The sequence below is a fragment of the Paenibacillus sp. OSY-SE genome (assembly GCF_000283315.1).
GTDB classification, from domain to species: Bacteria; Bacillota; Bacilli; order Paenibacillales; family Paenibacillaceae; genus Paenibacillus_B; species Paenibacillus_B profundus.
In genome coordinates this window covers 51,691-77,966 of record NZ_ALKF01000188.1, presented here as the reverse complement: position 1 = coordinate 77,966, position 26,276 = coordinate 51,691, and the positions used below count along the sequence as shown (strand labels likewise).

The following is a 26,276-nucleotide window of genomic DNA, read 5'->3' as shown; positions in this document are numbered from 1 at the left end:
CAACCTCCACGATGTGCGCATACATACCCATCAGTTTCATTAAACAGTTGTACGCTGCATGAAGGATACCGTTTCGGATGTTTTACATGGGCTCGCCGTAAATCAATTCCTTCAACGACTGGGCCTCTGCCTTCTCCCGATCGTCTAACAATCCATCGAACTCATATACATACGTGCCGTTGTCCGCAATTTTCAAAATAGCCGCCTTCTGCTTCACAAAGTGCTCCAACAAGCTGCTTGCCTTCTGCACGCTTATGCGGGTATGCATGGCTAGCTCGGCAGGGGTCAGGCGCCCTCCGTGACTCGCCGCCAAGACGAGCGTCTCGATTTCCAACTCCTCTTGCTTGCGCTGTCTCCGCTTCATGACCGAAGCGAAGCACATCCAGCCGCCAAGCAATGCGGGCATAACGCCGACCAACAGCACTAGAGCCAGCTGGGCGCCAGCCGACATTTCCGAATCCGTTCCAATGATGGAGCCTGTAACAATCATCAATCCGAATACTATGATGATAATGCCTGCGAACATTAACACGTGCTCTTTTATAATCCGTCCATATTGGGGCGGCGAATTCTCCATCATACGACTAACCCTCTCCAGTTGAAAAAAATTGTGGACGATTATGTACGTTCACTTATCCAATATATAAGGATTTGATGGGAAAATCCATACATTGCTGCGTCGCACGATACCGCTCCATGTTCTGTCTCCGACCCCTGTGATCGCAATTGACAGCTCAAGAAATCCGGTTTATATTAAAATAATAATTAAGTTAAGTTAACTAAACAAATTTGTTGCAACGAGGCGGAAGGAGGTTGTTTGTCCATGTATGACGAGTATCGCCGCGTCATGGATCGGATCAATGAGCAATTCGAACGGTTCAAAACGATCATTACGTCTGGCTCACCTGAAGTGGAACGGTTGAATGACTTCAAATTGACGCCGCAGCAAGAGCTCATTATGTTCCACATCATTCGGTCTCAGCCTATTACCGCACACATGATCGCAGCTTACATGAACGTGACGAAGAGCGCCGTCAGCCAGACGATGGCGAAGCTGGAGAGCCGGGATATGATTGTCCGCGATCCCAATCCGCGCAACCGAAGGGAAGCGCTAATCCGTCTCGGCAAGCGCGGCGAGGAATATCGGGCAGTGCTCGAAGACATTGATGAGATGCTGGTCCGCAAATATTATTCCAAGGTCGAGCTGAGGGAATTGCAGCAAGTGCTTGACACCCTTACGAAGCTGAATGGCATTCTCGGCGACGAATCTGGCAAAACACGGTCTAAGGAGGAAGACAAATGAAGCATGAACGAATTTTGAAACAATTAACGGATCATATCGTGTTCTTGCCTCCAGAGGAGGAGACCGACCGTCCAATTATCGCGGCGATACGCGGTACAGAGCGGACGCTTGTCGTAGATGCGGGGAATTCGCCCGCCCACGCGGAGCTGTTCCTTTCTCTGTTGACTGAACGTCAATGGCCTCAACCGTATGCAGCCGTAATTACCCATTGGCATTGGGATCATATTTTCGGAAGCCACCGCATGGGTATCCCTCTCATCGCCCACGAGGCGACGAAGCAGGCGATTGAGCAGCTCGTGCCGCTGTCTTGGGCCGACGACGCTTTGGATGAAAGAGTGCGCAATGGAACGGAAATTCCTTTTTGCGCAGATATGATAAAAAAAGAGCTCGGCCCCAATCGCGACGTTGCGATCGAGGTCCCTGCGATGACGTTCCAAGATTCGTTGGAGCTTGATTTGGGCGGCTTGCATTGCAGCATCAAGCACGTCGGCGGCGATCACGCCCATGACTCCTCCATCATTTATGTCCAAGAAGAGCGCGTCCTGCTGCTTGGAGATTGCCTGTATCAGGACTTGTACAGCAATCCGGTTCAGTATACCGTCCCCGGCACCCGCGCGCTGCTGGCACGGATACAGAAATATGATGCCGACATCTATGTCCTGTCGCACGAGCTGCCGCTGTCCAAGGCCGAATTCCAACAATTTGCCGGACAACTGCAGCTGCTCTGTGATCTGACGGAACAACATGACGGCGATAAAGATGCCGTAACTGCATCGGTTACGCAGCTGTTGGGCCGAGAGCCCGAAGAATTCGAACAAACGGCGGTTCAATGGTTTGCCAACGGTTATCGAAAATAACGCCTATTCCTAATTGCTGTCGATTCTCATGAATCGACGGCATTTTTATTTTCCTGATATTGCCTTCCACTCGCCCTGTAATCTATACTGAGTATGACTTTCATCCCAGCAAATGTTGAGGAGGGCTTACAATGACGCCGCAAATCGACATCATCGACATCTTCGACGACATGCTTGAGTTGACCGCGGACCTCTTGTTCGACACGGAGAAGCTGTTGTATTTCCGCGATTCCGAACCCGGAAGCGTGCTTGATGTGGGCTGTGGGAACGGCGCCTATCTGAATCGGCTCAAAGCAGCCTTCCCCGAATCGGCATGCACGGGCATCGACCTCAATGATGCCATTTTGCACAGAGCCCATGCTCAGCCGAACCAGCCAATCGCCTGCTATCACGGAAGCTACGAAGAGTTGCCCGCGAGCGGCACCTTCGACACCATCATCGCCAGGCTCGTCATCGATCACATTCCGGACAGGGCGCATTTCTTCCGCTGGCTGCAGGATCGCACAGATGATGGAGCCCGCATCATCATTATGGATATTGAAGAAGACGGCATTCTGCATGTAGGCGAGCTTCCGCTGTTCGCCAGCATGTATGATGAATCTCGCCGCCACATTCGCAAGCCCTCACTTCTTGCCCTCAAAGACACACTCAAAATGGAGCTGGCGCATTTTCGTTTTCAACCCATCAACATCACATCTTACGACATCTCAACCGACAACATGCAGATTAGGGAAAAAGTTCATCGTTACCTGCAACTCGTGTCTCAGTTGTTCACCGGAACCGATCTATCTCAAGAAAGGGCACGGGAGCTGGACGATTGGTACCATTCGGACCGCAACCTGAACATTCGAATGTTCGGCTTGGAAGCCTTCCGCACGAGTTCTCAACCGCTAAGCAAAGGAGGATTATCGTATGATATGGTTCGATGAGCACAAAGCGGAATTGCACAAAGTCTTCGCGGAAGCGGAACGGAGAATAGAAGCCTTTCCTGCTCCCATGAACGTTTTGGGGCAACGATATATAGAGAAATTCAACCCGTTGATGCAGGATAGCACAACCAACTACATATGTTATTTGCTTCCTTACTGGGTGCAAGAAACGGCAGGCTTGACGCGGGAGCAATGCCGTCAGTTGTCCTTAGCCAACGTATTCGTCATGCTATACTTCTTCCTTCAGGACGACTTGATGGACACCGGGCCGGAAGATTGGAGTCAACAGCTCGTTCTCGGCAATTTATGCTATTTGGAATTTTTGCAAATATATCATCAGTCATACCCATCCGATTCTTCCTTCTGGACATCGTTCCATCAATACATTACGGAGTGGGCGGAAGCCGTAGTGAAGGAACGGGAGGAAGATATTTTCCTGACGCATCGCGTCATGGTCGCGAGAAAGGCGGCTCCCGTGAAATTTGCCAGCACTGGAGCGTTATGCCTTACCGGCCGGACTCATCTGATTGACACCTTGTCCAATGCGGTCGACACCGTGCTCGTCACGCTGCAAATGGCCGATGACTGGGAAGATTGGGAGGATGACTTGCAAGAAGGGAGCTACAATTGCCTCATGTCGTGGATCCGATTCGAGCTGAACCTGCCGGCTACGGAGCCGCTATCGCCGGACACCGTGCAGACAGCGATAGCCGTACACGACTGTATGAAAGGCTACGCAGAACAGGCGCAGGAGCATCACCGCCGGTTGCAGGCGCTCAACCTCGATATTCCGCATCTGCATCAATTTCATCAATTTCTTATCGATGGTCTCGTCGGGGAAGCGAACCGCGTTCGACAAGAACGCGAGACTTTAATGCTAGGCGGATTGAATCATTGGCTGTCGAAAAACGGTAAAAAAGTAGTGGATTCTACAAATTAAGCATGATAAACTATAATTCAAGCAAATTCCAATTTGTGGAGGGATGAGTATTATGAGCACCGAACAACTGGTCAGAAATCAAATTGTACAGAAGGCTTGGGAGGATCCGTCGTTCAAGCAGAAGCTGCTATCTGATCCGAAGTCCGCTATCAAGGAAGTGCTGGGCATCTCCATTCCCGAACATATTAAAATGAAAGCCGTGGAAGAAACCGCGGACAGTTTCGTTTTGGTTATCCCTCCGAATCCAACAGATGTCATCACAGCAGGACGCGTGCAAATGGGATATTGGTAAACATATATCCTTACTTGAAGAAGAGGGACAAGCCCTCTTCTTTTTAATTGCCCCGCCTCACATCGCTTTCTCATAAACGGAGGGGAAGCGTACGACCACTTCGGTGCCGATACCCTTTTTGCTGGTAAATTTGATTTCCCCTTGCATGACCTCGATAATCCGCAACGTCACCATGAGGCCGAGTCCGGTTCCTTTTGTTTTATTTGAAAAATACGGCTCACCCAACCGGCTCAATTCCTGCTCATCCATGCCGGCGCCATTATCCTGAATGTGAATGGTGACTTTGCCTTCCTGCTCGTATCCCCATACGCGGATCCATCCTTTGTCGGTTAAGGCCTCGATGCTATTTTTGATCAGGTTAATGAATGCTTGCTTGAACTTGGAGGAGTTCCCGTTAATGCACAGGTTCGGCGGCACATCCAACGTTATGACGCCGCCCTGCATGTTGGCTAGCGGAATGAGAATGCCTTCGATATGGCTTAGCTCTTCGCCTACATTCAGCACAGTAATGTCCTCCAGCTCTGGCTTAGCAAAGGTGAGGAAGTCGGTAATTATGGCGGAAGCCCGATCGAGCTCGGTCAACGCCAGCTTCAAGTATTCCTTCTCTTTCATCGCCGCCTTACTGTCCAATAGCTGCAGGAAGCCGCGCGTCACTTGCAGCGGATTGCGCACTTCGTGGGCCACCGAAGCGGCAAGCTCGCTTAATATTTCCATCTTCTCCGAGTGCTGCAGCTTGCCGTTATACATCTCCAGTTCCTTCGAATACTGGATGACTCGCTCATGATTCAAAGCAATGCGTCTTCCCAAAATAAGGATGAGTGCAAGAACGAAACATATCATCCCCCATTTCCATAATGACAATTCATATTGAGCGTAGCGTATGAGAAACCATATTAGTTCTGCGATGGATGTCATTGCGAATATAGTGAAACCAACCGCAAATAGAATGACATCTTTATTTTTCCGCAGGACATAAATAATTGAAAAGCTAAGCAGCACGACAAGTTGGATGACAATGATAAATGCCAGAACCGTTACCGTCAGAAAAAAATAAACACTATAAATGGCATTATCCAAAATCAGATTGGCAACAAGCATTAATAGAATAAATGTAGCATAGCCCACTTGAAATTTTCGGAATTTTGTAATAATAGCGCGAGCTCCGGGGCCGGTTATTATCTCGAAGTAATAGCTTAAAGCAGGAAATAATATCATTAAACCTAAATCGAACAGGATATTAAAAACCTTTCCATACTCGCTGAAAAAGGTGTAAGTAAATCTGGAATAGGTTATCATCAGAACGCCGGAGGATAAAATGACCAGACTAAGCGACAGCCAGCTCGGCACATCGATATTCCGCAAAAACAAAGTACAGCTTAACATGACGACTGCGGCAAATACCAAGGCGCCGCCCAAGATGATATCCAGCAGCCCCTTATTCACATATAACGGGAACAGGTCTTGATAATTCCCGATCGTGATCTCACTGTGAATGCCAAATCTGTCGCTTGATGTCGAAGCGTGAATAAATATATCCTGCCCTTTGAGATTGGCAACGAGAGGTGCAAGAATGTGGTAAACATCATAGCTGTAGTCACGGGAAGCTTCGAATACCTTCCGTCCATCCTCGGTATATACCTCCACATCAAACGCATATAGCTTGTCGATGTACAGTCCTGGTTCGTCCCAAGGCGTATCCGGCAGCGTAATGCGGAACCAAGCCGAATTGATTCTTTCTGGCTTCGAAGGAATTCCCCGGGCGAGATCCACCTCTCTCCACCCTTCCTTCGTGTGCGCGACGTCCTCCCACTTCAGAGGATTTGCTTCCCACAGCACGTCCCACTGCGACAGCTTCAACTGCTCTGAATCTGATGACGATGCCGCCCAGAGGCAGGATGGTTGAACAAATAAACCTATAATAAGAAGGAGTACCCCTATTGCGATACCTTTGCGAAGGAAATCCATACAGCACCTCTATACCGTTTTGTATGATCGTGACCTAAAAGGTCATTCGCACTATTTCAACAAATTTTTGTAAATTCCTTCTCACTATTTGGAAATTCATCCGTTTTTGTCGAAGTTCCGCTGCATTAGAGCATAGAGCACTGTTTTGTCGTTTAAAAAACGAGAACTAACTGTAGATGAAATCGCCGACGTATTTATCAAATGAGGTACCAGTAACGTGATAAATATGCGGTTCGAGTAAGTTCAAAAGGAAAGGATACGCGTAGTTCGATTTTATTAGAATAGGCAAGAATTAATTTGAATGGCTAGTGGTTGCTTATCAGTTACCTTTCTAGTAGATATCGCATCTTCTATTAGTATGTAACAGAAGAGTGAGGTGAATGATATGACAAGAATAGATGTGGTGACGATTGCATTTAGACGCAGCATCGTAAATCGGCGCAGATTTATTATAGCTTTCCGTATAGTAGGTAGTGCTAGACCGTGTCGCCGATTCTTGGTGATCGGTGGACGCGTGCTTTTTGCTGAACGTTGTCTTTTGAGAAACGGATTCCGTCTTGTGTCATCCAGACGAAATGTTCTTGTTTTTGAACGAAGAAGATAAGTATCTCATCCCAATCAAACAAGCCCTGGAAGCAATTCTAGATGAGCTTTGCAGCAGTCCCTGTGATCAAGGCACCTTTGAAAAAAACCTATTTGAAAACTGGCGTCGGTAATCCACCGACGCCAGTTTGTTAATCTGTTTAATATAGCGATACTTCCGCTATGGTAAGCCTGAATGAGGGCAACCTCTTCTATCTAATTCGCATCACCGCTCGTATGCCTTCAGCACGATAACTGCATTGTGTCCGCCAAAGCCAAACGAATTGGACATTCCGATGTTGACAGAGGCGGAACGAGCCTGATTCGGCACGTAGTCCAAATCACAATCGGCATCTGCTTCCTCCAGATTGATTGTCGGCGGAATGATGCCTTCCTGCAATGTTTTGATCAACGCGATCGCTTCCGCGCCGCCGGCAGCGCCCAGCATATGGCCGAGCATTGATTTGTTGGCGGTGACGGGTATATGGTGAGCCTGTTCGGCAAACAACCGCTTAATTGCCGTCGTCTCCGACAGGTCACCGATTCCGGTGCTCGTCGCGTGCGCGCTGATGACATCCACTTGCGCCGGTTCAATGCCAGCCTCTTGAAGCGCCAGCCTCATCGCTTGAGTCGCCCCGCGTCCCTCTGGATGAGTTGCGACCATGTGATACGCATCCGAGCTTGCTCCATAGCCTATCACTTCCGCATAGATGCGCGCATTTCTGCGCAAGGCGTGCGGCAATGACTCCATAATCAAGATGCCTGCGCCCTCGGCCATGACGAACCCGTCCCGATCTTTGTCAAAAGGCCGACTCGCCCGGGCAGGCTCGTCATTCCGCGCCGACAAGGCGGTCGCATTGCTGAAGCTGGACAGCGATAATTCCGTAATTGCCGCTTCCGTGCCTCCGGCGAACACAACGTCTGCTCCACCATACCGAATGAGCCGGAACGCTTCGCCGATAGCCGTGTTGCCAATCGAACAGGCCGTCACGGGCGATAAGCTTGGACCCAGCGCTCCATATTTAATACTAATCTGGGCGGCAGCCATATTTGCAATCATCATCGGCACCAATGTCGGACTGACCCGCTCAGGACCGCGGTTAGTTAAGATGGCTTGCTGCTCCATCATTGTCTGAATGCCTCCGATGCCTGAGCCCACGTATACGCCCATTCGCTCCCGGTCGAGCTGATCCCAAGCGGCGAGTCCGGCATCTTCATATGCTTGTTCTGCCGCCGCCAAGGCGAACTGGCAGAAACGATCCAAGCGCCGCGCTTCCTTGCGGCCGAAGCGTGCGTCCGCATCGAAGTCCCGAACTTGACCCGCTATTTTTGTTTTATGTTTCGATGTATCAAATGTATCGATAAGGGAAATTCCCGATTCCCCACGGATGAGTTGATTCCAAAATGCGTCCACCTCATTGCCGAGCGGAGAAATAACTCCCATCCCCGTAATGACGACTCTGTTCATCACATTTCCCTCCTGAGTTCGAATTGTATTAATACTATCGTTGCATAGTCATTATCATATTACAAGTTGTTGTTTATCCTAGTATAATAAGTACTATCATAAAACAGGTGAAAGGGATGAGGCGATGAATCACCAATCGCGGCTCCAAATGCTGTCCGACTTTCTCAAATCTCAACGGGCTAAAATTCTTCCTCAAACCGTAGGTCTGCCAGAAGGAACCCGCCGCAGAACCCCAGGACTGCGAAGAGAGGAAGTCGCGCAATTGGCGGGAGTGAGCACGACTTGGTATACGTGGCTGGAGCAGGGGCGCGACATCAAAGTATCCGCATCCGTACTGGACAATGTGGCGGCGGCGTTGCAATTGACCGTAGACGAGCGCAAATACTTGTACGCCTTGGCGCTGGAGGGCGGTGCTGGAGCCAATCCATGGCAGGAAGAAGAAGCGCAGATCAGTCCTGCTCTGCAGCGTATTTTGCAGGAGCTTCAGCACTGTCCGACCATTATTTCCGACAGGCGCTGCCACATCGTCGGCTGGAATCAGGCGGCGTCTCATGTCTTCTTGGACTTTACCCGTATCCCGCCTGAGGAGCGGAATATGATTCGTTTATTGTTTACGCGCAAGGAATTCAAGAGCCTGGCTGTCAATTGGGAGCATTTCGTCAAAGGATTTCTGTCGATCTTCCGCGCGTATTATGGTCAATATGTGGAGGATGGATGGTATGTTCGGTTTCTCGAGGAAATGAAGGAAGCCCACCCCGGCTTCCACCAGCTCTGGAACCAGAGCCAAGTCAGCTCGGCCCCTGAGGTCGTCATCGAATTCCGGCATGCCAAGGCGGGCAAAATGCTGTTCCATTTGACTTCACTCCAGGTGCAGGGCAGCGCCGACTTGCGCTGCAGCATCTATACGCCGGCCCCGGAGTCTTCGACCGAATTCAAGCTGAGGAAGTTGATGGATCTGAGCGCGGCAAGAAGCGGCGAGGAATAAACTCCGATCCATTATTATTCCAATTTTACTATATTTTTATTTACAATTTCCGTTATTTGTTATATGTTAACAGCGGGTAAGACAATCGGTGAATAAACTGGGTGAGTCAGAAGGCAGAATGCTGCTTCCGAGAAGCCATGATGTAGTGGAGGGGTATGCATGAACGATAACGAGCGAATTGAACGTCTGGAAAGAGAGCTTCATGAGATCAAAATCAAATTGGAAGAAGTATCCAACGAGAGCCGCGGATTTGATTTTTCATGGTTTTGGATTCTCATTCCTGTATTAGCGCTGGCGGGATGGGTAGTAAGAGGTTTTTGAAGCGCATTTGTTCGTATTGAATCAGCTTCCCCCGGATTTACCCCCAGCAGCTTGTCATAAGAAAAATAGCCTAATCTCCCGTCTTTGCACAGAAGGAATTAGGCTATCATCCATTTTAGCCACTATAGTCGTCATACAATTGTATAACCATAGTCGACAATAATGTTTTGTCCCCTGATAGCTTTGCTCTCATCAGACATTAGAAATTTGATGACCGCGGCAACATCAGTTGAATGGATCAATTTTTTATAAGGAATTCTTTTTATTAATTTCTTTCCCTCCATGGTTTCAAAATAGGCTTTATTTTTTTCACTCAGCACATAAGTCGGTGATATGCTATTAATCTTTATATCTTTATTCTGATCCTGCGAGAAATCAACGGTAAGATTTTTTACGAGTTGAATGAGGGCCGCTTTGGACGGGCCGTAAGAAACTCTGTTTTCATGGCCGATCACGCCATTCTGGGAGGCAATGCAAACGATTGCTATCTGTTGGCTGAATAAATCGTACCATCCCTTCAAGCAGAATAGAAAACCAGCGGCATTAATATCCAATGAGTTAGCCCAATCTGCATAATTCACATCATAAAAATTGGTCATATAGTTGATGCCGGCTAAATAAATGATGCCATCAATCGTTATCGAATGATGATGCAAGTACGAAGCGACTCGATCGATGCTCTCCTTAGAGGTTACATCGAAGTTCATATAGATTCGATTCCCCTCCACCTTTACAGCTTCTTCAATATTTTTGTCCAAACAAATAGTTCGAATATGATGGTAGACTCTTTTTACTTCTGCCCCTATCTCGCCTTCCGATCCGATAATTACGAAGGTTTTCAAGCTAAATCCCCTTTCTTTTATGGAATGAATCCGTTTATAAATAACGTTTTATTTTTTTGCAGATGATATGCAAGGCTGCTTCTAATTTATTGGCGTCGAGGAATAAGGGAGGAAAGAGCGTAATGCCCGAGTTGACTCCTTCATTGGAATAATCATAATAATAGTAAACTAAAATGCCAAATTCTTTTAACTCATTCACAATTCGGTTCGTTATATTGACATCATTGATCGTTATGGAGAACATGGCTCCCGCACCGCTATATCGCATGGAATAATGATCAAACACCCGCTTTATGCAATTTTCCATTTCGGCTACGTTCCGCTTGATTTCAGCTTCTTTTTCTATCATGTAGTTTAATGTCTCATTAGCTGCATGAATGGATAACAAGTTGCCATTTTGCGTTGAAAAATGATCAATGTGTTTATTCAATAATAGACCGCTTACCTTCTCCCCTATTAAAACTGCCCCAAAAGGCAAGATGCCGTTGTTAATTGATTTGCTTAAAATTAATATATCCGGAGGCGAAGCTAGCTTATGATAATAAAATCTAGCGCCAGTTCTGAAAAACCCCGTTGCCACCTCATCGAAGATTTTCAAAATATCGTTCATGTCGCAATGTTTCATCAGGATATTTAAATAGGTGTCATTTACGGCTATCGTACCGCTTGATCCTATAACAGGCTCAAATATAAATGCTGCGATGGTCTCCTTGTTACGATCGATAAAAGCTAACAACTCATCTAACATGCTTTGATTCCTCGGCGCAGGGAAAAAAACAACATGCTCATTGACGTTATTATAAGCTTTGCTAATGTCGCAATCGACGCCGCTTACCGCCATTCCGCCAAAAAAAGTGCCATGATACCCTTCTTGAAAAGCCAAAATCATTTTCCTTTGCTGATTGAAATGGGATAATTTAAGCGCCAGTTCCGTACCTTCAGAGCCGCTGCTTGTATAAAAAACTTTATGGAATGCATGATGTCCGCAATTTGCAAATTCCAGCAAGCTAACGGCAAATTCCTGATAGATGCCGTGATGATAAGAGTGGATATCCAAATAAAACAATCCGTCCGCCAACAGCATGCTCATTTTTTTTTGTATTCTGGTCAATAACTCGGCACGGTAGCCCAAGCTTACATTCCATAAACCGCTTCTTAAATCCAAGTGCTTTTTCCCGTTTTTGTCGATGATATATTCGTTGGATGCCTTTGCAACATCCAGGTTGTAATAAGGGTAATTATCAAATAAAGTCATCGGCACGACATAGTTGTAGACCATAATGCAGCCCCTTCCTGTTTCGTAAAATAATGAGAAGCTTAATCATTCACAATGCTTCTAAATTTGTTGAGAATGGCAGGGAAACGAGTAGAGTATTTTGCTTTCAGCTCTTCTGAATCTATTTTTTCTTTCAGATCGAATTCCAAAAAATGAAGAAACGTATCATTAACCTCATACATTTTGTTTGTCAACACATGATACGCATATTTTTTCCCATCATTTATAATCCCCAGGAACTTCAAGCTTTTGTGTCTATCGATGGTCTGAGCTACTTGATGCACGGAGTACGGAGTGATAAATGTCGATGTGTTTCCTTGCAGGTGAGCCGAGATGTTGAGAACAAGAGGAAAAATATCGTATAAAGGGTTTGCTTTTCTAGTTGATATGTAACTTAACCTGTTTAACAACGACATGAAGCTGCTGTTCAATTGCTCGGTTATGCAGCATGTCTTTCTATAATCTTTATAGATCCCGTCACTGAAATAAAAAAGACGATTGTTTCTATCTATATGAAGAGTGTGCGCATAATCAATAATTCCTTGTATTTTTGATGGATTATCAATGGTTCCATCAGATTTGAATGTATCTATCATTTCCTGCAATTCATGCTCAGGGAGGTATAAGGAAGTCGGCAGCAGCTTATTTTGCGTGATCTTATCATAATCCACATAAATGCAAGGAAATTGTGGAGATTCCAGAGGCGTTGGATCGTTAATAAGTACGGCGCTGTTGATAGCCGCAAATTTGTATATTTCGACATGAATCTCATTCAATAGATTCATGCTATCAACATATATATGTTTGATTAAGCTATTCCCTATAGAAAAAGGGTATGCTCCTGTAACCAAAAAGCGAAGTCCGTTTTTTAATTGGATGCCTGATAAATCATATTCATTTCCCGTAGCGGAAGACAACTCACCTTCAAGATTCATTGCCACTCTGGAAACGATGTCCTTATCCCCAACCATACAGTTGAATTTTGTGTCGCATAAATGAAAGCTTATGTCGTAATGCAAGTTCATAAACATGACGAATCTTTTTACTCTGGCCCCGTCAGAAATAAACACATAATCACTGACATCATGAAATTGTAAATAATCATAGAAGTCGTTGCTGGAATGGGTATGAAAATCGAGGTCGTCATTAAAAAAATTGTCGGAGCTTGTAATAGATGCCGGCAGCTCTTGCTTGGAAAAAACACCGAGCTTGTTTTCCAGTACAACAGATATTCCAATCATGCCATGTTACCCCCTTATTACCATTTTACCGTTACGTTTTTGGTAAATACTTACTATCCATTCATATATTATTTTAGTTAATATCAAGAAAAAAAGATAGAGGAGATTGCAATAGACTAAGGATTAAGCAGGAAGGGATGTTCTGTCCGAATTTAAATTCAATTAAAAATTTAGAATATTTTAGTTGAATTATTGTTCCTCCGATGTAATAATAAGGAGAATAAAAAGGAGGTGTTTCTATATGAGTACTGTAAGCACTAGTGTCAAAAATGAACAACAATTACTGGATGAGCTCTTTTCCAACGTAGAAGATTTAGAATTTATCGAAATCAACGAAGCAACGGCTTTGCCCGAAACAGCTGCTACTAGTGGCTCCGCGTTCAGCAGTGGCTGTTCGACTTGCGGTTCCAGTTCGACATGTTCCTCCTCGACATAATTCAGCATAACTCAACAGAGTCTTAACATAATTCTACACACAAGGTAATCGGTACAGACGAACTCATCATTATCAGGATGCCCGGTGCGGCATAATAGAGACTGTACCTATGCTTAGTAGGTGCAGTCCCTATTTTATTCATTTGTTGGGTCAGTCTGTCAATCCATTGCTCCGTTGCCCCTATCATTAATTACTCTGCAGTATTCATTACTCTCACATCCAGATGCGTTGTTCACGACTATACACTCCAACAAAAGCGCTTACAAAACTATAATTTTTAGGAGATTGTAATATGCCAATCAGTATCTACAATTATCAAAACAGCAAGATACCTTTGATGTTAGAACTAGCGGAATCCTATTTGGAGAGACATTATGCTGGAGAGTATTATTTGGATAACGACTGGGAGAACGGCCCTAATACAATCATTATATTCAAAGACCCGAATTTGGAGGCTTCGATCCTTGAGAGCATAAAAGCAATCGTGGCCGCTTATAAGGAAAAGCATCCAGTATCCAAAGAAGAAGTACATAAAAAAGCTGAAAAGTATGCAAGAAATCAGCACACTCTCAAACAGCTGGAATTGAGAGATATGGAAGGGCATGCACAAACTATGCGTGCCGACGGAACGGTAGAACTTAGAAGCAGAAAAAATAATGCGTTCAATTCCCAATACCATCAAGACATGTTTGATCATTACAGAACACGTCTGAATAGTCTATATTTGGATATGATGCGAATTTATATCGGACTGGATACATTTCATCAAACTCATATGTTCCTTTATATGTATCATTATTTAACCTCTCTTTATGAAGATGGGTCCAAGAGAGGATATTTATCTTTTTTGTCGCATGTCGAGGGTTTTTTCTCGCGGCTCCGCTTGGAAGGCCACAACATCGACATGAAGAGTGAATTCGAAAGACGAAGAACCGGTATTTTAAAGGACAACAAGATTATACTGCATGACGAACTGGCAGATGCCATGGACCAATGGCAACAAACGTGGGGACTCATAGCTGCCGAAATGAACAGTCAATTTCGAATCGAAAATTACCAAGATGAGAGCATGCTTGGTTTAAATGAGCAATATGAGTTATTGCTTGAAAATATTTCGCCTTTGGATAATTCCTTTCACAGTGAACTGGTGCGCAACAAGGAGCTGAAATCCTTCATTTTATCAAAAAAAATGCTTGTGTTCAGGGATATTATCAATTTGTTTTACTTGTCGCTCCCTATCTTCGAACAAAGTATGGTCAAAAAACAATTCTATGCATACTGCACCGTTAAGTTCATCGAAGAGAATCACAAAGAAGATTTGCTCTTTGTGCTCGATTAATTGCGAATAGATGCTTTTTATGGGGGGAGGGGCAATATTGAATATAAACCCGCTTATTCTCGTACGGGAGAATAGCTTAGAAAAGAAATCGATTGATTTATCGATGGATAATCCTATTTACATGCAAATAATAAGCAGCAGATTAGAGCTGGCCGAATTAAAAGATGGAGTCGTAAAAGAATTGGATCTTTTTTATAAAGCAGAAAAAGACATACGAATTTTAGACATCAAACGACATATATGCAAGGATAAAATACATAAGATTAACTTGGATACCGATCAGTTTCACGGCAACGAGACCGATCCGCTTTATTTATTGCTCAGCGAATATGCAAGCAAGTACAAGGAATTAGAACAGCTGGAACACGAAGCGGAAAATAGATATAACGCGCAATTGAAAACGTTCAGGCAGTCCATGATTGAACTGCTTGTGGACAAGGAAGACATACTAAGCGGATTATTAATGATTAATCCCGACATTTATTATAAACTGAACGCCTACATCAATACTCCTCTAGACCTGCACAAGAACAAAACCCGCAAAGTGGAGTCGACACTCTATAAATTTATAAGCAGAGCGATGCTGAAAACGAGCCCTTTTCTTTCGATAACCAATGTAGGAAGGGCAAAGATGCAAGCCAACCCCGCGGACAGAACAGCGCATCATGAGAACTATACCAAACATGTATCATTAAACTACACTTTATTATATCGATTGGCTTTTTATTTTTTCATACAATCCAATCGGTTTATAAAAACGATAGACTTTTATCTTCCCCCCTATTCAATACGGCAAGATGAGGGGGCGTGTTATATCAGTTTTTTGTCGAGAAAAGACTTGCCAGAAAATAACAAGTTGTATTTGCCTTCAGAAAACTTGGGCGAATTGAAAATACCCGCCAATTTGGCGAACTTATTTGAGAGCAAGGATATGGATAATAACTTGGGCTTCGAAGATTTTATGGCCGCATTTGACCATAGAATAAGCGAAGAGAATATGTATCAAATTATAAGGAAATATATCAGTATCGGATTGCTGATTCCGGCAGTTGGTTTTAATGAAGGAAGCAGCGAGTTACTGCTGCTTGATATCCAACAGACAGCGCAAAAATACTTGAATGGCGATGATTTCGAAAAATTAAACCGATTTTTGGCGGACTTAACCGAAATATCAAAAAAAATATCCTTACATAATAAATACGAAGCCAAACATATCATTCATCAAGAGTTGGCAGCTCTTCTCTTCGAACTGGAACAAGAAACAGGCATTAAGTTTCCGGCGAATTCCGTATTTTATGAAGACGGAATCATGGACAAGGTGCAATTCATCCATACAGAGAATGTAGAACAGTCATATATGGATTTTAAAAAGCTGCAGGCCTTTTCTCTCATTTTTGATGCCAGTATTCGATTGCAGTACGAAATGGGCACAAAGCTGTATGAACACGCGAACGGACAAGAAATGGAAATTGACAGCGATTTCTTTTCGATACTTTTTGCGGTATCGAAGGAAATGATACCTTACTGGGAAGATATTACTTACACCCGGCCAGACATAGAGACGGAAGAAATCCGAATATTGGATCATTTGAAAACGAGCTTTATCCAAGAGTTCCGATCGTTATGTCTAAGCTGTGAACAGGCAATCAATATCAAAGCTCTCATCGATAAATACATCCGGCAAATCCCGGAAAGAATTATTAAGCATGCCGACATTACAAGCAGTTATTTTGTTCAGTTCAACGAAGACAACATTATCGTCAACGCTGTTTATGATGGGCATGAAAAGTTCAAAGCGCGCTTCATGAACTACTTCACTCCGTATTTGTTGCATGATGATGCGTATACGGCATTCAGCGCAAATTATTATGACAGCCAAAATTATTATGAGTTCACGGAAAGCTTCGGGTTTAACGGGAACGTAAAAAATATCAAGCTAAAAAAAGAGTGCTGCACCGTCGGAATCGGCACAAAAAGGTTTTTGCAGGATGCAGAGAAGCCGCTTACGCATGTTGAAGATTTTAAAATCAAAATAAAAAAAGAAAATAAGAGGTTTCGGCTTATTGACAAGGATAAACAAACGGTAAAAGTATGCTTTAGAGGCTCTCTGGTCCCCACCTCTATGCCTGGATATATTTCCGTCCTGCTTCAATTATTTTCTTCAGGAAGCATGTTATTTAAGTTCTCCGATTTATTGGAACGGGATGTGATGCCTAGAATAACATACGGAAATATTGTGTTGAACCGGCATCGAATCAAGCTCAGCAGTATAAGCGAAGAGCTTAAGCGGAGAGAAGGGGAAAATAATTATCATTATTACCGCCGAGTCAACATGTACTTCCTTGAAAATAATCTTAAACAGAAGTTTTTTATTATCGCAAAGAGAGACTTTCTATTGAATGATCCCTACCTCCGGGATTTCAAGCCGCTTTATATCGACATCTCCAATCCTATTGCCCTAAGAATATTGGAGAAGGAGATGATAAGCAAAAGCGAAACGGAAATATTTCATAACTTCTATATCGAAGAATACTTAAGTAATGAAGGGGATTATGCCAAAGAGTATGATATTGAAATATATAAGAAAGAAGGAGAGGGAATTGGAGAACAGCTTGCAAATCTTTAATAGGCAAAATACGATGCTGTATCGGGAACAAGAGAAGACATTTATGAAAAGCCACTTTAAAGAGTTGGAAGTTAAAATGACGGATGCAACGCATCAAGTCTTGATTGAATTATTAAGCGCCTCTAAAGAAGGGATCCCTTTAAAAACGTTAGAACACATCATTCAACACAGCGATTTCATGAAAATGGTGAAATTATTGTATGAGGCAGGCTCTATCTTTTTATATCCCGGCTCAATCCCTATAGACAAAGTCGCTTCTTCGGGTTGGTTTCATATACTGACGCAATATTTGCCCCCTGACAAGAAGCTGTCCGATTATATAGATCGAGTCAACCGAATCACAGTATGGATAGATGACGCCGTGAACAAGCTATTTCCCAGATTGCGTTCATTATTGCAGGAAAGCGGTATCAGTGTCTCACTCTCTCATGAACTTCCTTATTCCCCAATGGCTAATGACTGGGTCATTACGATGAACAGGGAGGAAGTTGCAGGCAGGAACAATACGATTGTTGTCTCGGTTCATGACCATGCAGTGTCCGGATTCAAATATAGCAAAGAAGTCTTGATTCCCGAAAGTACAGGCAAGCCAGACTTGATAAACAAAAACAGTCTTTTATATAAAACGGCTCCCCTATACTTATTCATATATATTGCGAAGACGGTATTCGGGTTGTCGAAACATACGTTTACCCTGAACAAAGAGGGGCGCTTTTTTGAACAAGATCTTGCGCCAAACCATCTCTATGATACAGTCCCTCATCTGAATGTCCAAACGATAAATGAAGCCAAGGACAAGCTGGATGATATCAATGGGTTTGAAACGTTCATTGCCAAAAATATATTGCCTTTAAAAATATCAGGACATCTGGATGCATATTCAGATTTGGTTCAGGTAGGGTTCACAACATATGGGATACAGCATAAGGAAAGCGAGTACGGTTATGTATATGCGGGAACGGATTATCCTCTGACGGCATTCACAGCTATTAAAAGAGGGCTTAGACATCACTTTCATACACAGGTATCAAAAGATTGGCTCGTGACGGATGCGGAAAATTATTATTATGACAAGGTTTTATATTTATTGAATCATTTTGATGAACCTTTCCATATTATCGAGTTAGATCGAAATAAATTGGATACTTCATCATTAACTGCTATTTATGGAAAGAGATTGAATATAGAATATAACGTATTTTTAAAAGTCCACCATTTATCTTCTGCAGCCATTGTTTATTTATATATGCCAAGTGAGAACCGTTATTACACGGATGGCAACAAAACAAGCGAAATCAAAGAAAAAATAGACGAAATTTTTATAAATTATGTCGTTAAGCAATGTAATCCGGAAGCTGATTTTTCCGGCATGCTGCATGTCCTTGAATCCATTGAACTCGAAGCAGAGCCGCCGCGATATGATTGGCCTGGCTTCATACATCATGATAGGCAGCGATTTATAGAAAAATCATTGGGCTTATTTAAAAAGTATAATATTAGATATGAGGAAAGAGCTTGGAGATACGAGGAGGAGTTAAAGGACGCTAACTTGCTTGTCAGAAAAATTATGGTTGGTGAATATTCATGATCAAGGAAAGGAAACGAATTACAATTGAACGGATCCAGCATTATATCGTTATCGCAAGCGAAAGTCATGCTCATGGATGTATCCATTGCATCAAAAGCCGCATGATTGATAATCAATTCTTAAGCCCGAAGCGGATAGAAACCTCCTTCATCGCTGTTAATAAGCTGGATTACAGTATGGTGGCGGAACTGAAAAATCAATTTTCCGAACTACATCCAGATGTTTATTTTACATATAATTTATTTACAAAGGAAATAAGGAAAAGCCTAATGTTGAAATATCCGCAGTGTGAGCAGTGCGGAGAGACGGAAACGGTTCAAAAGCTAGAAGAATGCAAAATTGAATCTGCAAGCATTCCTATCGGTTCTGATTACCGGGAAAAGCATTTCAACGAAATCGTAACAGGGCTGAAGCAAAATGCGGCCTCTCTCATCCACCCGGAAACGGGTTGGTTCAAAAATCATTATCGTTCCGTAACGGACAGCATGCCTTTAATTGCGCTGGACGGATATTTGAGCAAAGTCAATTATGATTCATATGGAAGAAATTACACATACAAACAAGCGTATTACACGGCAGTGCTGGAAGGATTGGAACGGCATCAAGGAGTTGCCCCCTCTACCTATGCCCCTTGCCGTGCGAGCGAGAACACCCTGCTGGAAGAAAACAAATCATTCATATCGCTTGACAGATACATCCATTTTGAAAGCAATCAGTATAACAATACGGAATTTCGCTTTGACAAGTACGAACAGGACGATTCCATTCTGTGGAGATATGTTTATTCCTTTACACAGGACAGATATATGCTGGCTCCTGAACAAATCATCTATTTCTCAAACCATCATTTTTATAAAGAAAATATGGAGAAGCGTTATCTTCCGGACAGTTCTAACGGTATCGCATTAGGCTCCAATATTGATGAAGCCTCTATATATGGACTGTTTGAACTTATTGAGCGAGATGCCTTTATGGTTTATTGGTTTTCACGTTCGACCCCGACGAAGCTGGAGAATATAGAACGTGTCAATCATACGGCCATTCAACTGATTTTAGCTTATCTGGACTTTATCGGATATGATGTGCATCTATATGATATTACGTTGGAAAGCAAGGTTCCTACATACTGGGTTCTGCTCGAACTAAGAGATAAAACAAATACGGACAAAATGGCATTTTACACTGCTGCAGGCGCAAATATTGATCCATTGAAAGCGATAGAATCTGCTTTAATAGAAGCTTCCACCTCAATAAAGGCTTTTTTGGTATTTAGGGAAAGAAGATATAAAAATAAAGATGTGAACGCGATGATTACGAATTTTAACAACGTCAAATTTTTAGAGGATCATTTATTTTTATATTCTTCTTCCAAGATGGAATACGCCCTGTCCTTTGCTTTGCATAGCTCTATAAAGATCGATGCCGCCGCATCGATATCCAAACATGATTTCTACAGCCAAGCAACGACCCAAAGGGAATTGTTACATCAGATTATCGCCTGTATGAAGCCTTATCATGATGAAATTTTACAAGCTAACTTGACAAGCGAACCGTTAAAGCGGCTAGGTTTTAATTGCGTCAAAATATCAGTTCCAACCATGCAAAATATTAGTTTTGGTTACGAACAACAAAATGTGAATAAAAGCAGAATAAAACAAGGCGTCAAAATCAATCAATTGGATGGCGATCCGGACCAAATTAATCCACATCCGCATCCTTTTCCATGAAAGTTGGGACCTAATGAGATGATTACGATGGAAATCGAATATTATAAAAAGTACTCGAGCGACCGCTATAAAAACACGGAAACGAATTATTTGACCATTTTGACGCCTTTTCAAAAGGAATATGTAAAGAAGGCGAATCATCATGCAGCCGCTCTTTTGCGAAGCAACCCGCTTATCGATTCTATCATCAATAATACAGTAAGAATTCGCAGATATGATATATTGAGCAGATATCAAGATCACAATAATTCTCCCTCCGTAAGGAGTATGCATTCGTGCAATATTGTATTCATATATAACGGGAATGCGTATTTATATAGCATATATGAAGATGAGCTGCTATGGATTGGCGGGGATATTGCATGTCGGCAGCAGGCTCGGAATAAAGTTTTTATTGTTGGCTTGAACGATGTTTTGAACCTGTCCCGATTTTATAGTGAATTTTGTTTGTATATTTCCAACTTGGATGCCGGCCATGTGCTATATAATATCAAACATGTTCTGGGTCATTTGTCCGTCGATTATTATCAATATTCGCATATCAATGTCAAACCGATTATGGATAAACTCTCGCTTGATCGCAGCAGTTATTATATCTCTTTTATGCTGGAGTTAGATGCGCCTGTTGTTCTTGACAATGAGCAGATGCCGGCCGATGCGGGCATGAGTTTTGATGTGCGATTGCAAAAAAAATTTGATGAGCTGGCGCCGACCACATATGTAAAACCTTTGTTAAAAGAGTATGCGAATGAAAGCATCTCCGAGAAAAAATATATGGATCACAAGGAGATTGAATTTTTACCGCTCAGCGAGAAAGTCAGACGGAACTCAGCCCATACAATGGTTGGAAATTTCAACTTGGACGAAAGCTTCATCCATTTCCAAATCGAAGATGCCATGAAATTACTGAAGCAATCAGAAAAAATATTGAGTTCCCCTTTTGTTGAGTACTGTTTTTTGGCAAGAGAGAATGAGAATGTTTTGAGATTATACAGCATCACTGGAGAAATCTCCATTATTGAAGGTGACTTTTCAACCCTTATGTTTGATGATCATAGATTTTTTGATTTGAAAACATATAAGGTGGTGTTCATCTGCTATTCCAAGACAGCTTCCATTTATGAAACTGGGCTGCGCAATCTGCTTATAACATGTGGAGAAATCATGCAAATAACGGCCCTCTATGCTTCCAGTGCGGGCTATTCCTTCAGACCCATGAAAAATCATAATGACCACTATATAAAACGCATATTGTCACTACATGATGAATATGAAGTGAACTACATCGGGGTGTTATGTAACTCTCCTGTTACTCAGATTAGTTTTGATATCTAAATGTTAAAGGTTGTGAACGTATGTGGCACTCACTGCATGGATTTATCCACGACTTTAACTCGTTGGATAAGTACATGTCCAGTACCTTCAATGATTTTTTACAAAAAAACAATGCTTACATGAAACATTTTTTTTATATAAGATACTGGCTGGGCGGGCCTCATATTCGATTGCGCTTTACTTGTTATCGTGAGGAGGATTATGCGGCCGTCAAAGACCATTTTCAACAGTCCATCACCGAATTCATCGCCGGAAATGACATTTCGCTTATTGACTACGATTCTTTTTATAAGGATTCCATGCTGCAAAATGAAAATATTGAGCATACCTATTGGTGCGAACATGGGTCAGTGCAAGAAATAGCCTATATACCTGAATATGATAGATATGGCGGGGAAGCGCATATCGCTCGGTCTGAGCGCATCTTTATGGAGAGCAGCAAACTTGCTTGTTCCATTAATACATTGGATTATCGAAAAAGAATTGTTGTCGGGCTTGACTTGATATATTTGACTTTCAAGTTATTCGACTATTCAGCAGAGGCATACAAGCATTACTCCGAAATATGGGCGGGCTATACTGCGGAATCAAACATCATTCATCTCTATCATCCCGTTTTCACTAAAAGATTGGCCCATTTATCGACTTATGATTTTTCGCATAAGACGATATATGATGACTATTTCCTCACATTGAAAGAGAATATATACGACCAGGGGGATTTTGCATTAATCGCTTCACATATACATATGACCAATAACCGATTGGGCATCCATCCTGAATTCGAATACATGATGTCGGATTTCATCTATCACGATAGTGCTGGATCCATTCCGGTATAATGGAGGGGATTACCATTGCAAAGGAATATTTATGGGACTTAGAAAATGACAGAAGTTTATTGAGGAGATTTTATCACAAAAATTCGAATAGTACGAAAGAATTCAGTTCGGTCAATTTGAAAAACTTGAGAAGCACGAAATCATGGGAAATTAAACCTGGAATTACCCTCCCCTCTTTTACGGCAGAAAGCGAATTTGAACAATTATTGAGAAAAAGGAGGACACGAAGGTTTCAGAGTAAAAATACCATTGATATCGTATTTATAGCGAAGTTATTGCAATTTTGTGCCGGAATAACGGATCATAACCATAACCTGTTTAGTTACCCTTCACCAGGAGCTTTATATCCCTGCACATTATTTATCTCCATGAATACCTCACAGCACGATTACGTCTATCGATATAATCCTTACATGCACACCTTAGAAGAATATGCATTGGACCAAGCAAAAAGTATAAACAACGTTATTTTAGACGAAGAATTAAAAAAGTTTCCGTTAAAACTGTATTTCTCCAGCGATTATCAGCTGTTGGAAGAAAAGTACGGTGAATTGTCTTATCGCTTGTTATGTCAAGAAATCGGCCACATCGCGCAAAATATATCGCTCTATTGCGAACATAAAAACTTCAACTCGGTTTGTATTGGCGGCTTCGTAGAAAGTGTGTTCCAATCCGTCGTGGATGATAAATACGATTTGCATTATGTGATGGTAGTGGGGTAATCGCATGTATTTCATACTCAAAACGGTTTATGATATCGAGTTCACTGACAGGCTGACTTTTACACATCTGATCAGTGACAACCACATTTTTATTGATATCCATCAAAACTTGAATGTGGCTGAGCTCATGAAGCTGTTGAAAAATGGCATTCCTATTGCTCAGCGCATGGATACCATCGAAGAAAAGATTGCTGTGAATATTTTCAAAAATACGAAACATGCATTTGAAGTCGTGCACGACAGGAGCGGCCTGCACAAAGTCATCAATATACGCTCGGTACTGCATACAGCCCTGCACTCTGGAGTAACGAAAGAATCACTAACATCATATATCGATCATTTTGATTCGCCGGACATCGTATGGATCGATAATTCAGACCATGCCATGCTGGATTTCTTCCATGCGGAGGGAATTACAAACATTCAGAGAATAACGGTGCAGGATTTGAATGCTGAACCAGTTTGTGATGCCGGGAAAATTATATTGCTGGATGATCAGTTCGCAAATGAAATCTCCTTTCAAAGGAACCATATCTATGTATTGTACTCCTTGGATAAACTGCAAGCAGGTCCTATCTTGATTCCCGAGGTATCGGCATGTGTGGATTGCTACCTGAAAATCCGCACTGAGCCCGATGCCGCTAGTGCTCATTATTGGCCTGCGTATTACCGGACATTTATTTACAATCTTTTGGTAAATACGATTTACTATTTGAAAAACGATTTGTTTAAAGGTCTCTATAATGATGTTGGCTTACCTATAAAGAAGTATTTCACATTGGCACACCCTCATTTACACATGGAAGTCACCAATGTCTATAAAGATATGACTTGTGGAACATGCATGAAGTAAACTGAGCACGGATAAGGAGGAGAACAACATTGATTACTGTTAAATCGGTAAGTAAAAAATACGGAGACAAATTGGCTTTGGATCATATCAATTTACATGTGAATGAGGGGGAAATATATGCGATACTAGGTCACAATGGCGCAGGTAAGACGACCCTAATTAAATGCATAATGGATTTAATCCAATATGAAGGTGACATTGCATATTCATTTGACCGGGCTAATTTGTATCACCATATCAGTTTGCAAATGCAAACGTCTGTGTTTGAAGAAGGCGTAAGAGTCATGGATATTTGCAAATTATACAAAGACATACTGAATAGCAAAGTAAATATTAAGGAATTGTTGCAGCACTTCGATCTTGAGGAGCATAGCAAGTCCGAAGTAAATAAGCTGTCCGGAGGTCAGAAACAGAAGCTGTCCATATTATTGACGTTGATCAATGAGCCCAAAGTTATTATCTTCGATGAGCTGACCACGGGTTTGGATGTGATGTCAAGAAGGAAAACATGGAATTTATTGAAAGACATAAACAAAGAAAAAGGAATAACACTCATTTTGACGAGTCACTTCTTGGATGAAGTCGAATATCTCGCCGATAAAGTCATTATTTTAGAAAGAGGAAAAGAGTCGGTATCCGGAAGTGTGGATGAGATTATTGAAAATTGCTTTGGAGACAGGAAGAAAATAAGTTTTAGTTATAAGAGTTCCGCCGAAGAAAAGGAAGACTTCACCTTCTCGTATCAGATAGATGAGAATGGGAAATACATCGTAGAGTACGATGCACAAGATGAATCAAAGATTTTCAATGAGATTTCGCAAAAAGGCGGGTACGATATCAATATGAACCGTTTCTCCTTTGAAGATGCTTTTCTGAAGATTCTTGGGTATAAGATGACAGAGAAAGGGGAAATAAAAGATGCGTAAATTATATATATTCTCCAAATTCCAAACCAACCTGCTTCTAAGAAATTTCAAAACAACGATTGTTGGCTTTTTATTGCCCGTTATCATGTTCTTCATATTTAGCAATATGCTGGCAGAATTGGAAGTCCCGAATACAGGAAGAACCATAGTGGATTACTTAATCCCCGCATTTATACCCATTATCATCATTAATGCAGTCATTGTCATCTATGGACAATATTATATTTTATATAAAGAACAAGGAAATTTGTTGAAGTACAAATTACTCGGCTTGAATACATTCAGCACTTCATTTGGTATCTTTTTAGCAACTCTCATTTTTCAAATCATCGCTACCTTGTTTTTAGTCATATTCGGTGTCGCGACAAAAGGAGTGACGGTTCCTTACGAAAACGTCCTTTCTGTTATTTTTATGGTGCTCTTAATTAACCTATATCAGTTTGCCATTGTTGTTTTTACTACTTCGGTTATTCAAAAAAGCACGACTTATCAATCGGTATCCCTTATTATATTTTACATCCAAATATTTTTAGGGGGTTTAACGTTTCCTCCTGAAATGTTCCCCGGTTTCATAAGGGAGATCGTATATATTTTTAATCCAATCATATACGGCTTGGTCGCAATGAGGGGGATATGGACGGAAGGGTTAAGTATTTTGAATTACTCGCAGGAAGTTATGATTTTATCACTCGTAACAATAGGTTTGATTACAATCGGAATATTTATTTCAAAGAAACGCGAAAAAACACAATATCAATGAAGTTGAGCAATGACAGATGGCAAGGGGAAAGATCCGGAATCCGGCTCTCCCCTTGTCTTTTTGATTAGATGTCTCCCAGCTCCCTCACGGCAACAACCGCTCAATTGCACGATCACTGCCG

The 26,276-nt window shown here is 42.4% G+C and carries 24 protein-coding genes; 18 read left to right on the top strand and 6 right to left on the bottom strand.

Going from position 1 to position 26,276, the window contains the following annotated elements:
- Window positions 1-82 precede the first annotated feature (82 nt).
- Window positions 83-580, bottom strand: a complete 498-nt coding sequence (locus A372_RS0118165; protein ID WP_019422309.1) for a hypothetical protein — start codon at window positions 578-580, stop codon at window positions 83-85.
- A gap of 243 nt (window positions 581-823) precedes the next feature.
- Here A372_RS0118165 and A372_RS0118160 point away from each other — a divergent pair, with 243 nt between their 5' ends.
- The 5 genes from A372_RS0118160 (at window position 824) to A372_RS0118140 (ending at window position 4,321) form a co-directional block, all read left to right on the top strand.
- The gene (locus A372_RS0118160; RefSeq protein WP_019422308.1) at window positions 824-1,303 is read left to right on the top strand and encodes a MarR family winged helix-turn-helix transcriptional regulator; all 480 of its coding nucleotides are present in this window, start codon (window positions 824-826) and stop codon (window positions 1,301-1,303) included.
- On the top strand, window positions 1,300-2,160 hold the full coding sequence (locus A372_RS0118155) for an MBL fold metallo-hydrolase (protein ID WP_019422307.1): 861 nt from the start codon (window positions 1,300-1,302) through the stop codon (window positions 2,158-2,160). The genes A372_RS0118160 and A372_RS0118155 overlap by 4 nt, the downstream gene beginning before the upstream one ends.
- 131 nt (window positions 2,161-2,291) lie before the next feature.
- Window positions 2,292-3,089 carry a class I SAM-dependent methyltransferase gene (locus A372_RS0118150; RefSeq protein WP_019422306.1) on the top strand — a complete coding sequence of 266 codons (798 nt, stop codon included), beginning with the start codon at window positions 2,292-2,294 and terminating at the stop codon, window positions 3,087-3,089.
- Window positions 3,073-4,029, top strand: coding sequence for a hypothetical protein (locus A372_RS0118145; protein ID WP_019422305.1), 957 nt, complete (start codon window positions 3,073-3,075; stop codon window positions 4,027-4,029). Before A372_RS0118150 ends, A372_RS0118145 begins: the two co-directional genes overlap by 17 nt.
- 52 nt (window positions 4,030-4,081) lie before the next feature.
- Window positions 4,082-4,321: an NHLP leader peptide family RiPP precursor gene (locus A372_RS0118140; RefSeq protein ID WP_019422304.1), complete on the top strand. Its 240-nt coding sequence runs from the start codon at window positions 4,082-4,084 to the stop codon at window positions 4,319-4,321.
- 57 nt (window positions 4,322-4,378) lie between these two features.
- Here A372_RS0118140 and A372_RS0118135 read toward each other — a convergent pair whose 3' ends face one another.
- Entirely contained in the window at window positions 4,379-6,286 is a 1,908-nt protein-coding gene (locus A372_RS0118135) for a sensor histidine kinase (RefSeq protein WP_019422303.1), read from the bottom strand.
- An 808-nt stretch (window positions 6,287-7,094) separates the two neighbouring features.
- Window positions 7,095-8,336 (bottom strand): beta-ketoacyl-ACP synthase II, encoded by a 1,242-nt coding sequence (fabF, locus tag A372_RS0118130; protein WP_019422302.1) that lies wholly within the window; start codon window positions 8,334-8,336, stop codon window positions 7,095-7,097.
- Window positions 8,337-8,460: 124 nt separating this feature from the next.
- On the opposite strand from fabF, the gene A372_RS0118125 reads away from it, so the two are divergent.
- Window positions 8,461-9,321: a helix-turn-helix transcriptional regulator gene (locus tag A372_RS0118125; RefSeq protein ID WP_019422301.1), complete on the top strand. Its 861-nt coding sequence runs from the start codon at window positions 8,461-8,463 to the stop codon at window positions 9,319-9,321.
- Window positions 9,322-9,480: 159 nt separating this feature from the next.
- Window positions 9,481-9,642: a hypothetical protein gene (locus A372_RS37480; RefSeq protein ID WP_019422300.1), complete on the top strand. Its 162-nt coding sequence runs from the start codon at window positions 9,481-9,483 to the stop codon at window positions 9,640-9,642.
- A 131-nt stretch (window positions 9,643-9,773) separates the two neighbouring features.
- Here A372_RS37480 and A372_RS0118115 read toward each other — a convergent pair whose 3' ends face one another.
- Genes A372_RS0118115 through A372_RS0118105 form a run of 3 tightly spaced genes read right to left on the bottom strand, consistent with a single transcriptional unit; the run spans window position 9,774 to window position 13,001 of the window.
- Window positions 9,774-10,484 carry an SDR family oxidoreductase gene (locus A372_RS0118115; protein ID WP_019422299.1) on the bottom strand — a complete coding sequence of 237 codons (711 nt, stop codon included), beginning with the start codon at window positions 10,482-10,484 and terminating at the stop codon, window positions 9,774-9,776.
- A gap of 34 nt (window positions 10,485-10,518) precedes the next feature.
- The gene (locus A372_RS0118110; protein WP_019422298.1) at window positions 10,519-11,763 is read right to left on the bottom strand and encodes an aminotransferase class III-fold pyridoxal phosphate-dependent enzyme; all 1,245 of its coding nucleotides are present in this window, start codon (window positions 11,761-11,763) and stop codon (window positions 10,519-10,521) included.
- A 38-nt stretch (window positions 11,764-11,801) separates the two neighbouring features.
- Complete coding sequence (locus tag A372_RS0118105; RefSeq protein ID WP_019422297.1) at window positions 11,802-13,001, bottom strand: hypothetical protein; 1,200 nt, start codon at window positions 12,999-13,001, stop codon at window positions 11,802-11,804.
- Window positions 13,002-13,242: 241 nt separating this feature from the next.
- Between A372_RS0118105 and A372_RS36505 the strand changes: the two genes are divergently transcribed.
- The 11 genes from A372_RS36505 to A372_RS0118055 all read left to right on the top strand — a co-directional run bounded on the left by A372_RS36505 (window position 13,243) and on the right by A372_RS0118055 (window position 26,155).
- A complete protein-coding gene (locus A372_RS36505; RefSeq protein ID WP_083858884.1) occupies window positions 13,243-13,437 on the top strand; it encodes a thiazolylpeptide-type bacteriocin in 195 nt (64 codons plus the stop codon).
- Between the two features lie 292 nt (window positions 13,438-13,729).
- Window positions 13,730-14,776 (top strand): hypothetical protein, encoded by a 1,047-nt coding sequence (locus A372_RS0118100; protein WP_019422296.1) that lies wholly within the window; start codon window positions 13,730-13,732, stop codon window positions 14,774-14,776.
- Window positions 14,777-14,813: 37 nt separating this feature from the next.
- Entirely contained in the window at window positions 14,814-17,402 is a 2,589-nt protein-coding gene (locus A372_RS0118095; RefSeq protein ID WP_019422295.1) for a hypothetical protein, read from the top strand.
- The gene (locus A372_RS0118090) at window positions 17,377-18,990 is read left to right on the top strand and encodes a hypothetical protein (protein WP_019422294.1); all 1,614 of its coding nucleotides are present in this window, start codon (window positions 17,377-17,379) and stop codon (window positions 18,988-18,990) included. Before A372_RS0118095 ends, A372_RS0118090 begins: the two co-directional genes overlap by 26 nt.
- A complete protein-coding gene (locus A372_RS0118085; RefSeq protein WP_019422293.1) occupies window positions 18,987-20,717 on the top strand; it encodes a YcaO-like family protein in 1,731 nt (576 codons plus the stop codon). Before A372_RS0118090 ends, A372_RS0118085 begins: the two co-directional genes overlap by 4 nt.
- 27 nt (window positions 20,718-20,744) lie before the next feature.
- Entirely contained in the window at window positions 20,745-22,052 is a 1,308-nt protein-coding gene (locus A372_RS0118080; RefSeq protein ID WP_019422292.1) for a hypothetical protein, read from the top strand.
- Window positions 22,053-22,072: 20 nt separating this feature from the next.
- Window positions 22,073-22,894, top strand: a complete 822-nt coding sequence (locus A372_RS0118075) for a lantibiotic dehydratase C-terminal domain-containing protein (protein ID WP_019422291.1) — start codon at window positions 22,073-22,075, stop codon at window positions 22,892-22,894.
- Window positions 22,894-23,616, top strand: coding sequence for a SagB/ThcOx family dehydrogenase (locus A372_RS36500; protein ID WP_083858883.1), 723 nt, complete (start codon window positions 22,894-22,896; stop codon window positions 23,614-23,616). Before A372_RS0118075 ends, A372_RS36500 begins: the two co-directional genes overlap by 1 nt.
- 127 nt (window positions 23,617-23,743) lie before the next feature.
- Window positions 23,744-24,469 carry a hypothetical protein gene (locus A372_RS0118065; RefSeq protein WP_157259608.1) on the top strand — a complete coding sequence of 242 codons (726 nt, stop codon included), beginning with the start codon at window positions 23,744-23,746 and terminating at the stop codon, window positions 24,467-24,469.
- 29 nt (window positions 24,470-24,498) lie between these two features.
- Window positions 24,499-25,395 carry an ABC transporter ATP-binding protein gene (locus A372_RS0118060; RefSeq protein ID WP_019422288.1) on the top strand — a complete coding sequence of 299 codons (897 nt, stop codon included), beginning with the start codon at window positions 24,499-24,501 and terminating at the stop codon, window positions 25,393-25,395.
- Window positions 25,388-26,155, top strand: coding sequence for an ABC transporter permease (locus A372_RS0118055; protein ID WP_019422287.1), 768 nt, complete (start codon window positions 25,388-25,390; stop codon window positions 26,153-26,155). The genes A372_RS0118060 and A372_RS0118055 overlap by 8 nt, the downstream gene beginning before the upstream one ends.
- Window positions 26,156-26,276 lie beyond the last annotated feature (121 nt).